The sequence below is a fragment of the Psychromonas sp. L1A2 genome (assembly GCF_009828855.1).
Lineage (GTDB): Bacteria > Pseudomonadota > Gammaproteobacteria > Enterobacterales > Psychromonadaceae > Psychromonas.
On record NZ_WUAG01000002.1, the window covers coordinates 474,380 to 488,388 of the forward strand.

A 14,009-nucleotide genomic window follows, 5' to 3' on the forward strand; every position below is an offset into this window, starting at 1 on the left:
CAATGGAAAGATGTCGCAGAGCGTCAACGCTCGTGACACATTGCACTCGTAATACTCGCCCTACTTTCTATTTAAGCTATTTTATTAAAGCACCAAATTATTGAATCATCAAAACGAAAAAATCCCTGCTGACGTTAGTCAACAGGGATTGTTCGTATTAGGCGCTTGGCAATGACCTACTTTCACATGAGGAGACCTCACACTATCATCGGCGCAGCTGCGTTTCACTTCTGAGTTCGGCATGGGATCAGGTGGTACCACAGCGCTATTATCGCCAAGCAAAAACTTTTTAAAGCTTAGGCTTCTTTGAGCTTTACATTGTTTTGACCGGTAGGTTATTAACGTTTTTTTGTTAATCACCGTAAGGTAACAATCTAAATCTCTATAAAAAATAAATTAGAAAAGCTAATAGTCGATATGTTCTAATTCTGAAATTGTTAATCTCGCAATATGTAAATATACTTCACAAGCGCTAGTTTAAAGAGTATCCACTCTAGTCTTGGTAAACACCAACACCACTTAGGTGTTGTATGGTTAAGCCTCACGGGTAATTAGTACAAGTTAGCTCAATACATTACTGCACTTACACACCTTGCCTATCAACGTTGTAGTCTCCAACGGCCCTTTAGGGAACTTAAAGTTCCAGTGAGAACTCATCTTGAGGCTCGCTTCCCGCTTAGATGCTTTCAGCGGTTATCGATTCCGAACGTAGCTACCGGGCAATGCATCTGGCGATACAACCCGAACACCAGCGGTTCGTCCACTCCGGTCCTCTCGTACTAGGAGCAGCCCCTCTCAATTCTCAAACGCCCACGGCAGATAGGGACCGAACTGTCTCACGACGTTCTAAACCCAGCTCGCGTACCACTTTAAATGGCGAACAGCCATACCCTTGGGACCGACTTCAGCCCCAGGATGTGATGAGCCGACATCGAGGTGCCAAACACCGCCGTCGATATGAACTCTTGGGCGGTATCAGCCTGTTATCCCCGGAGTACCTTTTATCCGTTGAGCGATGGCCCTTCCATTCAGAACCACCGGATCACTATGACCTACTTTCGTACCTGCTCGACGTGTCTGTCTCGCAGTTAAGCTGGCTTATACCATTGTACTAACCTCACGATGTCCGACCGTGATTAGCCAACCTTCGTACTCCTCCGTTACTCTTTAGGAGGAGACCGCCCCAGTCAAACTACCCACCAAACAGTGTCCCAAACCCCGATTCAGGGGCCATGGTTAGAACTCAAAACATACAAGGGTGGTATTTCAAGATTGGCTCCACGTCATCTGGCGACAACGCTTCAAAGCCTCCCACCTATCCTACACATGTAGGCTCTAAGTTCACTGCTAAGCTATAGTAAAGGTTCACGGGGTCTTTCCGTCTAGCCGCGGGTACACAGCATCTTCACTGCGATTTCAACTTCACTGAGTCTCGGGTAGAGACAGCATGGCCATCATTACGCCATTCGTGCAGGTCGGAACTTACCCGACAAGGAATTTCGCTACCTTAGGACCGTTATAGTTACGGCCGCCGTTTACCGGGGCTTCGATCAAAAGCTTCGACCTAAGTCTAACCTCATCAATTAACCTTCCGGCACCGGGCAGGCGTCACACCCTATACGTCATCTTACGATTTAGCAGAGTGCTGTGTTTTTAATAAACAGTTGCAGCCATCTGGTATCTTCGGCCTCTAGCAGCTTAGAGAGCAAGTCTCATCACCGCCAAAGGCGTACCTTCTCCCGAAGTTACGGTACCATTTTGCCTAGTTCCTTTACCCGAGTTCTCTCAAGCGCCTTGGTATTCTCTACCTGACCACCTGTGTCGGTTTGGGGTACGATCCTTTATTATCTGAAGCTTAGAGACTTTTCCTGGAAGCATGGCATCAATGACTTCAGTACCTTAGTACCTCGACATCGTATCTCAGTGTTAGTAGAAACCCGGATTTACCTAAGTCTCCCACCTACATACTTGAACCTGGACAACCATCGCCAGGCCCACCTAGCCTTCTCCGTCCTCCCATCGCAATAATAAAGGGTACGGGAATATTAACCCGTTTCCCATCGACTACGCCTTTCGGCCTCGCCTTAGGGGTCGACTCACCCTGCCCCGATTAACGTTGGACAGGAACCCTTGGTCTTCCGGCGGGGAGGTTTTTCACCCCCCTTATCGTTACTCATGTCAACATTCGCACTTCTGATACCTCCAGGATGCCTTACAGCTTTCCCTTCGACGGCTTACAGAACGCTCCTCTACCACGCATATAAATATGCGTCCGCAGCTTCGGTGATATGTTTAGCCCCGTTAAATCTTCCGCGCAGGCCGACTCGACTAGTGAGCTATTACGCTTTCTTTAAAAGATGGCTGCTTCTAAGCCAACTTCCTAGCTGTCTAAGCCTTCCCACATCGTTTCCCACTTAACATATACTTTGGGACCTTAGCTGGCGGTCTGGGTTGTTTCCCTTTCCACGACGGACGTTAGCACCCGCCGTGTGTCTCCCATGATTGCACTTGTTGGTATTCGGAGTTTGCAAAGGGTTGGTAAGTCGGGATGACCCCCTAGCCTTAACAGTGCTCTACCCCCAACAGTGATACATGAGGCGCTACCTAAATAGCTTTCGAGGAGAACCAGCTATCTCTTGGTTTGATTGGCCTTTCACCCCCAGCCACAAGTCATCCCCTAATTTTTCAACATTAGTGGGTTCGGTCCTCCAGTTGATGTTACTCAACCTTCAACCTGCTCATGGCTAGATCACCAAGTTTCGGGTCTAATCCCAGCAACTATTCGCCCAGTTAAGACTCGGTTTCCCTACGGCTCCCCTAAACGGTTAACCTTGCTACTGAAATTAAGTCGTTGACCCATTATACAAAAGGTACGCAGTCACGGAATAAATCCGCTCCTACTGCTTGTACGTACACGGTTTCAGGTTCTATTTCACTCCCCTCACAGGGGTTCTTTTCGCCTTTCCCTCACGGTACTGGTTCACTATCGGTCAATTAGGAGTATTTAGCCTTGGAGGATGGTCCCCCCATATTCAAACAGGATTTCTCGTGTCCCGTCTTACTCGTTTTCACTGTAAAGAAGTTTTTGTGTACGGGACTATCACCCTGTACCGTGGCACTTTCCAGAGCCTTCCACTAACTTTTAAACAGCTTAAGGGCTGTTCCGATTTCGCTCGCCGCTACTTTCGGAATCTCGGTTGATTTCTTTTCCTAAGGGTACTTAGATGTTTCAGTTCCCCTCGTTTGCTTCGACTAGCTATGTATTCACTAGCCGATGACACTAAGTGCCGGGTTGCCCCATTCGGAAATTCCAGGATATAACGCTTGTTATCAACTCCCCTGGACTTATCGCAGATTACCACGTCCTTCATCGCCTCTAATTGCCTAGGCATCCACCGTGCACGCTTATTCACTTAACCATACAACACCTAAACAGTGTCTAGATGTGTATGTTGCTTCCAAGACGCTTGTGACTCATATTTTACATATGAAAAACAATCGTTTTTCGTGCACCTATCAATTAATAAATTAACTGAGTAGATACGTACTCACATTACGGTAACGAATTACTATAATGTGTGCTTTTTATTTTGCTTGATTACAGTATCTAATTTAACTACAAGTAGTTATTTTAAATACTGAGAACAATTTCGTTTATATTTATCACATCAATCAACTTACTCTGTAAAACAGAACTAAGTCATTGTTATTATGTGATAAATAAGAACATTTATCAGCTTTCCTAATTGTTAAAGAGCAGACTTTTTCGTTAAAAAAAGCCTTAGATAAGGAGTGTTGCTTATCTAAGGCTTCTCATCATGTTGGTCACTTATTCTATTTAAGAATGAGTGGTGGAGCTATGCGGGATCGAACCGCAGACCTCCTGCGTGCAAGGCAGGCGCTCTCCCAGCTGAGCTATAGCCCCAACATGGTGTATATAAATAGAAATCCAATTTCATTTTACAAGAAATTGGTGGGTCTGGGCAGATTCGAACTGCCGACCTCACCCTTATCAGGGGTGCGCTCTAACCAACTGAGCTACAGACCCAAACAGGTCTATCTATACGTCTCTTCACTTTCTAATCAAACAATCTGTGTGGGCACTCATATGAAAATTGCCTAAGCAAGCTTTCATAGCCGGTAGATTTATTTGCCTAAGCAAATTCATCGTAAGGCTTGTTGATGTGTTTCTTTACGTAAGGAGGTGATCCAGCCCCAGGTTCCCCTAGGGCTACCTTGTTACGACTTCACCCCAGTCATGAACCACACCGTGGTCATCGCCATCCCCGAAGGGTTAAGCTAATGACTTCTGGTGCAGCCCACTCCCATGGTGTGACGGGCGGTGTGTACAAGGCCCGGGAACGTATTCACCGTGGCATTCTGATCCACGATTACTAGCGATTCCAACTTCACGGAGTCGAGTTGCAGACTCCGATCCGGACTACGACAAACTTTAGGAGATTCGCATACCATCGCTGGTTAGCAGCCCTTTGTATTTGCCATTGTAGCACGTGTGTAGCCCATCCCGTAAGGGCCATGATGACTTGACGTCGTCCCCACCTTCCTCCGGTTTATCACCGGCAGTGTCCCTAGAGTTCCCGGCATAACCCGCTGGCAAATAAGGATAAGGGTTGCGCTCGTTGCGGGACTTAACCCAACATTTCACAACACGAGCTGACGACAGCCATGCAGCACCTGTCTCAGAGTTCCCGAAGGCACTCTACTATCTCTAACAGATTCTCTGGATGTCAAGGGATGGTAAGGTTCTTCGCGTTGCATCGAATTAAACCACATGCTCCACCGCTTGTGCGGGCCCCCGTCAATTCATTTGAGTTTTAACCTTGCGGCCGTACTCCCCAGGCGGTCTATTTAATGCGTTAGCTTTGAATCCCACGGCATATAGCCACAAAATTCTAATAGACATCGTTTACTGCGTGGACTACCGGGGTATCTAATCCCGTTTGCTCCCCACGCCTTCGCGCCTCAGCGTCAGTCTTTGTCCAGGTGGCCGCCTTCGCCACTGGTATTCCTTCAGATCTCTACGCATTTCACCGCTACACCTGAAATTCTACCACCCTCTACAAAACTCTAGTTAACCAGTTTCAAATGCAGTTCCAAGGTTGAGCCCTGGGATTTCACATCTGACTTAATTAACCGCCTACGCGCGCTTTACGCCCAGTAATTCCGATTAACGCTCGCACCCTCCGTATTACCGCGGCTGCTGGCACGGAGTTAGCCGGTGCTTCTTCTGCGAGTAACGTCACAGATAAACCTATTAAGATTTACCCTTTCCTCCTCGCTGAAAGTGCTTTACAACCCGAAAGCCTTCTTCACACACGCGGCATGGCTGCATCAGGCTTGCGCCCATTGTGCAATATTCCCCACTGCTGCCTCCCGTAGGAGTCTGGACCGTGTCTCAGTTCCAGTGTGGCTGGTCATCCTCTAAGACCAACTAGGGATCGTCGCCTTGGTAAGCCATTACCTTACCAACTAGCTAATCCCACTTGGGCTACTCTTATGGCGTGAGGCCCGAAGGTCCCCCACTTTGATCCGGAGATGTTATGCGGTATTAGCAGTCGTTTCCAACTGTTGTCCCCCACCATAAGGCATATTCCCAAGCATTACTCACCCGTCCGCCACTCGTCAGCAAAGTAGCAAGCTACTTTCTGTTACCGTTCGACTTGCATGTGTTAAGCCTGCCGCCAGCGTTCAATCTGAGCCATGATCAAACTCTTCAATTTAAAGTTTAATTTGCACTTAATTAAAAGTGCGACTCAATACTACTGACTAAAACTTACTGCTAATCACTTATATAAATATAAGAAACTCACAATTTATTATTCTGAAATAATGAATTATTTCGTGTGTCACTATTATTGATGTTGCCTTTACAAGAAAGGACTTTGATTTTTTTGAAATCACATCAACAACAAGTGCTCACACAGATTGTTTGATTAAATTGTTAAAGAGCGTGCCTTTCGGCTAGGCGGCGTATATTACGCGCCTTTCGAACAATGTCAACGTCTTATTTCAACTTGATTTCAAACCAAAGTTCGAATCGTTAAAGCGCTTCTTTTATTCTCAAACTCGCTAGGTAACTTGCGCTACATCCCGTGTCTGTGGGGCGCATTATAGGGATCACAAAACGATTGGCAAGTGTTTTATGGTGAAAAAATCACTATTTTTCACTTTTTTTATTTATCGTTTAAAAAGCAATCAAAAAAGACTATTTTATGCTCAAATATTACTCACACCATCTTTTACTAGCTTGATGCTTTATCTGTAAATGATCCATTACTCTCGCAACCATAAATTCATGAAGCTCTTCTATTGTTGTAGGTTGATGATAAAATCCTGGCGCTAGTGGCATAACCGTTGCACCCAACTCTGATAATGTCAGCATATTCTTTAGATGTAATGTAGAGAATGGAGTTTCCCTAGGCATGACAATTAACTGCCCTCTTTCTTTAAACACAACATCAGCAGCTCGTTCAATCAAATTATTTGATAAACCTTGAGCAATTGAAGCTAATGTTCCACAACTACATGGACAAACAACCATTTTTTTAGGTGCAGACGATCCTGACGCGACAGGTGAAAACCAATCTTTTGAGGTTAATGCTGTAACTTGATTCTTTTTTGCATTAAAGCGTTCAACTAAAAACTGATTAAGTGATTCAATATCAGTAGGCCAATCTTCATTAACCTCCGTTTTTAACACAATCTGTGCAGCTTCGGATAATATTAGATAAACTTTTACATTCGCATCGACCATTGATTGTAATAGGCTTAAAAAATAACCACTACCTGATGCACCTGTTACGCCTAATGTTACCGTTTCGTTATATTGCATAGTCATCCTATATTGTTACGACTTAATTAACTTATTCACTCTTACTGACTACTAATCTATTTTGATTTAACTATTCAAGCTATCTAGTAATTTTTGGTGAATATTACCAAACCCACCGTTACTCATTATTAAGATGTGATCTTTTGGTTTTGCTAATATTGTTAATTCGTTTACTAGTTTATCGATATCTGTTTCGACATGAACAGTTTTGCCTTGTTCTTCAAACAACTCTTTTATAGACCACTCAATATTTTTATCTTCAAAACAATAAACCGTGTCCGCAAGCGCTAATGAATTAACTAATGCTTCCTTATGAATACCTAGTTTCATTGTATTTGAACGCGGCTCCAGTACTGCAATGATTCTTTCATTTCCAACTTTGGCGCGCAAACCAGCAAGCGTTGTTTTAACTGCAGTAGGATGGTGAGCAAAATCGTCATAAACAGTAATATTATTAATTTTTCCTTTAACTTCCATTCGACGTTTAATGCTTTTGAATTCAGCTAATGCTAGAACACTAATTTCAGGGGTTACACCTACATGCCGAGCAGCAGCAATTGCGGCTAATGCATTATCAACGTTATGATCTCCCATTAAATCCCAATTCACTTGTCCTTTCTTAACGCCATCAAGTTTAACTTCAAATTGTGTTCCATCATTTTTCATTTTTTCAGCAGACCAATTCTCACCTAAATATTCAACTTCACTCCAGCACCCCATATGCTTCACAGCCATTAGAGCTTCATCTTTATTCGGTAAAAATACGCGTCCTGTACTTGGTACAGTTCTCATTAAATGATGAAATTGCTTCTTAATAGCATTTAAATCTTCAAAAATATCAGCATGGTCAAATTCTAAATTATTCATGACTAACGTTCTTGGATGGTAATGAACAAATTTAGAACGTTTATCGAAAAATGCACTATCGTACTCATCAGCTTCAATGACAAAAAAGGGTGTTTCGCCTAAACGCGCCGATAAACCAAAATTTTCTGGCACACCACCGATTAAGAAACCAGGCTGCATATTCGCATACTCTAAAATCCAAGCAAGCATGCTCGATGTTGATGTTTTACCGTGCGTACCTGCAACGGCTAATACCCATTTATCTTTTAAGACATGTTCTAATAACCATTGAGGTCCTGATATATAAGGGATCTGCTTATCTAAAACAGCTTCAACACAGGGATTACCACGACTCATTGCATTACCAATAACAACCAAATCAGGTTTGCTATCTAATTGGCTTGGGTCAAAGCCTTGAATCAACTCTATACCTTGCGCTTCAAGCTGAGTGCTCATTGGCGGATAAACATTTTTGTCAGAACCCGTTACTTTGTAGCCTAATGATTTAGCAAGAATAGCAACACCGCCCATGAACGTGCCGCAGATACCAAGAATATGAATATGCATGAAACCTCAATATTGGAAATAAGAATAAGATGAATGATGTTATCAAATATTAAACTGAAGTGATCCATTTTAACAAATAAGATTAACGTGTTATTTACTATACAAGTGATTCGATTTTAAAAAGGTAATAAAAAAGGCGAGTCTCACTAAGAGATTCGCCTTTTTATTATTCCTAGTAATTAATCTAAAAGGTTAATTACTTATAGCTGCTGACTAAGCTTCAAATGCAGCCTGCAAGAATGGAATAATTTGTTTTTTACGACTAACAACACCAGGTAATTCAAACATATTATCTACAACAGTACTGCTTAATGCTTTTGCGACTTTATCTGCATCTTTAGAGATGATTAATGCCGTTGTATCTAATTTATTAATATCAGTTAATAGCACAATAGTTGAGTGATAATCTTTCTCTGCTTGTAATTGTTTCATTTCAGCTAACATTTCGTCTTTTTTAGCAAATGCTGTTTCTAATGATGTTAACTCTAATTGCCCAATTGCTAGTTTCTCGCCAGCCATTTCAAATACTTTTTGGTCACGAAGAATAAGGTCAGAAGCAAGCTCAGCTTTAATATCTGATTTAGCTTCAAACTGTGCTTTTGCAAATGCTTGAATATCCTCAACACCCGCAATGGTAGCCAATTCATTAGCAGCAACAATATCGATATCTGTACAAGTAGGTCCTTGGAAATTAACCGTGTCTGAAATAATCGCGCCCATCATCATTTTAGCAACAGCCGCATCAGGTACTTGATTATTAAACTTGTACATGTTGTAAACAATTGTCGCACTACAACCGACAGGCCAGATCCAACATTCTAAAGGTGTTGAAGTTGTAATGTCACCCAATTTATGGTGATCAACAATACCTAGAATAGTCGCTTTTTTCATGTCTGCAGTACCTTGACCCCAGTCAGAGTAGTCAACAATGAAAATTTCTTCGCCAGCAACTTCAGTGCGAATTTCAGGCTGAGGTAAACCTGATTGTTCTAATAAAAATAACGCCTCAGGATTTGGTTCACCTTGTAATGCAGGAGTTGCTGATTTGCCCATTTTATTAAATAAACTAGCAAGGCCGATAGCACTACATAAGCTATCACAATCTGGGTTTTGGTGTCCTAATACAATCATCGGTATATCCACTATTTTAATAAGTTAATTGGGGGTGATTAGTTAATTTCTGCAGAATACCTGATTCTGCCAGTAATTTTAAGTATAAACGTTTATCTAAAATGACTCTTTTCAATATTACTATTTCTATCTCACTTGTTTTAAGTGATCAAACTCTGTTCTGCACATTGAATAGTAGCGGTTATTTTTAGTATTAATCGTCGTGTGAAATAGATTAATACTTTCTATCAGTTCATATAGAAACATACAGAATCTTTAATATAACTAAGATTATACTCCGATGAATTAACAAAATATATAACGGCTCTTGAGATGAAATAGATATCGTTTATATTAAAGACTCAAAAGACATTTCAACTTTAATTAAAATCGAAGTGTCTATTAAGTATTTATTTGTGAATATTACTTTAGGAAAGATTTTTTTAGGTAACACTTTATAGAAAGAAGAATACTACCACCGCTCTCAAAATATAGACTTAACGTATAATGGTTGTTTTATATCGATGTATGATTACAGTTACAACAGCGAAACCATACACCACAACAGTTTATTCTTAACGGCCAATGGCTTGTTTAACATAAACATCAAATCGATTATTTTTCATGTTGATACTCATGCTAGGCTTTTTATCGTTTAAAAAAGGTGCGTAGTCAGGGCGTTTTACTACCACTCTGTATTTAGCAGCAGCTAATGCAACATCTAATAGATCATCGGCATCTAAATCAGCACCTACTACGCCTTGGAACACACGCATCTCTTTTTTGACTAATGCAGACTTTTTTTTATGTGGGAACATCGGGTCTAAATAAACAATATCAGCTTGATTATTTTGTAGATACTCATACCCACTTGCATGGGTTAAGCGCATACGTTGTTGCATCCACTCCCCTATTTCACTGTCTAAATAAGCTCTTTCTAGCCCATCTTGTAATAATGCAGCTGCGACGGGTGAACGTTCGACCATATCGACTTTACATCCCAAAGATGCCAATACAAAGGCATCTCTACCTAAGCCCGCTGTCGCGTCAATAACGTGCAATGACACACCTGCTTTCATGCCTATCGCTTTTGCAATTGATTGCCCTTTACCCCCACCAAACTTTCTACGATGAGCAACCGCACCAGAGGCAAAATCAACAAATACCAAACCTTGTTGTTTGTCATCCAATTGTTCAAGCGCTAAATATTCTGGCAGTAAGCGTAATTGAAACTGTTCACTTTTAGAGGCTAAAAAGCCCCACTTTTCGCGCAACTTCTTTGCTTTAGGCGCCAGAATATTTTCATTACAGATTAATGCAATATCCATTAATAATCCTCTTCGTTCAATGAAGTTGATAATAATGCCATCATATCTATCGGCATAGGTTTTCCTAAGTGATAGCCTTGTGCATAGTCGACACCGATTTCTTTTAATTTTTCGATAATATCTTCATTCTCTACATATTCTGCAATGGTCTTTTTACCAAACAGATGGCTTAACTCATGAATTGTTTTAACAATACCAAAGTCTTGTGCGTCGCTTGCCATATCTTTAACAAAAACCCCATCAATTTTTAAATAATCTACATTCAAACGTTTCAAATAACCAAATGAAGAAAGACCAGTACCAAAGTCATCTAACGCCAATTTACACCCTAGTTTTTTCAATGAATTAATTAGTTTAGATGCATTGCTAAAGTTACCTATTGCAACCGTTTCAGTGATTTCAAAACACAGTTTTTCTAATGGTAATGAAGAGTGTGTTAATAATTGAACGAGATCTTCGATAAATTTAGGGTCGCCAAGTGACTGCCCCGATAAATTAATTGAACACATATTTAACTTTAAGACATGTTCAGGATGATTTTTCAGCCAATTTAATGTTTTAGTAATAATGATCATATCGATCTTATCTGCTAAGTTATAACTTTCAGCAATCGGAATAAATTTAGCTGGCGGCGCTAGTTCACCATTTTCATCAATCATTCTTGTTAGAATTTCATAATGTAAATAATCATCATCGCCATCCACTGGTTTAATTAATTGAGCATATAAACAAAAACGCGTTTCATCACGTAAAGCATCTTGCACTTTAGTTACCCAAACGACTTCTTCTCGACGTAGTTCCTCTTGTTTATCTTCCTCATAAACATGAATACGATTTCGCCCTGATTGCTTAGCGGTATAACAAGCGCTATCAACACAGTTAAGAGCTTGTACACCATCCCTAGAGAAAGTAGATAGTTCAGTAAGGCCGATACTGATGCCTAATGAAAAGTGATGCTCCTCCCATAAGAAATAATGTTTAGCAATAGCTGAAATAATGGTTTCAGCAACTTTATGTGCTTCATCGAGTTCAAGCATTGGTAGAATAATGGCAAACTCATCACCACCTAAGCGAGCAACCATTGCTCTTGTTGGCACACTGTCGGTCAATATCGTGGCAATTTGTCGTAACACTTCATCACCAGCATGATGTCCGCAGGTATCGTTGATGATTTTAAATTTGTCCATATCCAAATACATTAAACTACATGGATTATTTGACGTTTGTATATCTTGTAAACTTTTATCTAACTGACTTTCAAAAAACAAACGATTCTTTAATCCCGTTAGATAATCATGTGACGCGCGATAATTTAACTCTTTAGAAAGCTCATAACGTTCAGTTATATTTTCACAGACTAGAAAGTATTGATCGTGACCTTCTATTTTTCTTACTCGTTCATTAATCCAGACTTTTCTGCCATTCTTTGTAGAATAAGAAATTTCCCGTGTTAATAACATATCCTCTCGATCAGCACATTCTGCAAGATAGCTTTTTAATTCGTTAATATTAACTAATTGAGAATAAAGTGTGACAAGGTTTCGGCCAATTAACTCTCCATCTGCATAACCTAATAAATTACAGCCAAATTTATTACAAGACAAAATTAAACCTTGTACATTTAGCATGAGTAACATTGAAGGACTTTCATCTAATAATAGATTTGAACGCTTATTCGCCTTTTGAACTTCTTCTTCTACCGCTTTAATACTACTAATATCACGAGCTTCGACAATGATTGATGTGATCTCATTGCGACTATTACCTGTATCCAAGTCATTTTTAACAGGTTGAATGAAAACATCAAATGCATAACTTTCCTGATTTTTGTTAATTAATCGACATTCAAATCGAGCAGTTTTACCTACTCTAGCCTGTCCCATCGCTGACTTTAATTTCCTTTTACTGGCGGCATCATGTTGCCACCAAGGTGTTTCCCATAATATTTCGCCATTAACATCACTTTCTGACATTTCAATAAAGTCTAAAGCGGTTTGATTTGCCATTTTTACTTCGCCAACCAAATCTAAGATAAAGATAAAGTCATAAGAAACATTAAAAATATTTTTAACTCTTTCATGTTTGGCTTTTAATAAAGAGGTTGTTACCTCTAAATTATGGAATTTTCGCCATCCCCATATAAAGACAAGAGTAAAAATAAATAAAATAATCAAAAGCGTCATCAGACCAAAATGAGTTTCATCTTCTTGATCTGGTTGATTAATTATTTTATAACCATCAGGTAGGTCAGTCCCTTTAATCCCCCATCTTAATAACTCAGCATATTGTATAAGGTATTGATTATTTAAATTTATTTCAGCAGGCAAGTCTTCAATTGATAGCCCTTCTAAAAGCTGTAAAACTTTATCTGCTGCGGCCTCTCCTTGAATAAAGCCACTTGCCACGACACCACCTACAACTCCCTCAATTAAGTCATGCTGGTGCAATACAAACAAAGGAATTCTAGCAATCGATGTTAAAGATTTGAGTATTTCATTCCGGTTTATAAATGAGCCATTTTTATCTCGCGAAAAATCGCTGAAGATTACCACCGCATTATTCCGAGCTTTACTAATGATTTGTTTTAAAGAAACTTCCGTTTCTTCACTTAAAATAGTTAAACTTTGCTTAAGGTTTACAGATAATTGTTGAGTAGTATCCTCTGTTAATTTACTCGCAGAAGAAGTGCCCGTTACAATATAAATATCAGTTGCTTTAGGAAATAATTCTATCGCTAAATTCACAGTATCAAAAATATTTTCAGGCTCTACGACTGCAGATAATTTATGAGAGAACTCAGTAACTAAATGGTTTTTTAACTTAATCCCAGTTAAGATAATAGGCGTATTGACAAATAATCGCTCACCATAGTCTTGCACTAATTTAAACGCATTTTCGCCGCTCACAATAACAGCATCAAATTTCTTAGTATCAAACTTTCTTGATAAAAAATCGACATGTCTAATTATCGCTTGATCAGACATTGTTTGATTACTGTCTAAATACGATACATATAGTGAAATATTGCTATCTAAAAACTTTTTTTCAATGCCTTTCTGAATCTGACGCGTTTGCTCATTACCTTGATAACCAGAATGTAACACTAATACTTCAGCAGAGATGGCATTAATAGAATAGAAAAATAGAAAGAAAGAACAGTATCTAAACACATTCTTTTTGAGGATAAATTTTAAAGACGTTAACAAAAGAATTTCCATATATAAACAAATGCCTATCTAGCCATCATATACTTTATTAGGCACAAAAAAAAGCCAGTCAATTGACTGGCTTTTTTATAAACATTA

The 14,009-nt window shown here is 40.0% G+C and carries 5 protein-coding genes, 2 tRNA genes and 3 rRNA genes; all 10 read right to left on the reverse strand.

Translation table 11 applies throughout. The features are described 5' to 3' along the window. Positions 1-163: 163 nt before the first annotated feature. Positions 164-279, reverse strand: a 5S ribosomal RNA gene (gene rrf / locus GQR59_RS12640). Positions 280-530: 251 nt separating this feature from the next. Beyond that, positions 531-3,419 (reverse strand): 23S ribosomal RNA (locus GQR59_RS12645). A gap of 430 nt (positions 3,420-3,849) precedes the next feature. Further along, a tRNA-Ala gene (locus GQR59_RS12650) sits at positions 3,850-3,925 on the reverse strand. A gap of 46 nt (positions 3,926-3,971) precedes the next feature. Beyond that, positions 3,972-4,048, reverse strand: a tRNA-Ile gene (locus GQR59_RS12655). A gap of 149 nt (positions 4,049-4,197) precedes the next feature. Next, positions 4,198-5,741 (reverse strand): 16S ribosomal RNA (locus tag GQR59_RS12660). Together the 16S, 23S and 5S rRNA genes with 2 tRNA genes alongside form the textbook arrangement of a ribosomal RNA operon. A gap of 503 nt (positions 5,742-6,244) precedes the next feature. Beyond that, positions 6,245-6,853, reverse strand: a complete 609-nt coding sequence (locus GQR59_RS12665; RefSeq protein WP_160063242.1) for a flavin prenyltransferase UbiX — start codon at positions 6,851-6,853, stop codon at positions 6,245-6,247. Between the two features lie 66 nt (positions 6,854-6,919). Continuing rightward, positions 6,920-8,266, reverse strand: coding sequence for a UDP-N-acetylmuramate:L-alanyl-gamma-D-glutamyl-meso-diaminopimelate ligase (gene mpl / locus GQR59_RS12670; protein WP_160063244.1), 1,347 nt, complete (start codon positions 8,264-8,266; stop codon positions 6,920-6,922). 213 nt (positions 8,267-8,479) lie between these two features. After that, positions 8,480-9,397 carry a manganese-dependent inorganic pyrophosphatase gene (locus GQR59_RS12675; protein ID WP_160063246.1) on the reverse strand — a complete coding sequence of 306 codons (918 nt, stop codon included), beginning with the start codon at positions 9,395-9,397 and terminating at the stop codon, positions 8,480-8,482. 554 nt (positions 9,398-9,951) lie between these two features. Then, on the reverse strand, positions 9,952-10,704 hold the full coding sequence (locus tag GQR59_RS12680) for a class I SAM-dependent methyltransferase (protein WP_160063248.1): 753 nt from the start codon (positions 10,702-10,704) through the stop codon (positions 9,952-9,954). Continuing rightward, positions 10,704-13,910 (reverse strand): bifunctional diguanylate cyclase/phosphodiesterase, encoded by a 3,207-nt coding sequence (locus GQR59_RS12685; protein ID WP_236546760.1) that lies wholly within the window; start codon positions 13,908-13,910, stop codon positions 10,704-10,706. The genes GQR59_RS12680 and GQR59_RS12685 overlap by 1 nt, the downstream gene beginning before the upstream one ends. Positions 13,911-14,009 lie beyond the last annotated feature (99 nt).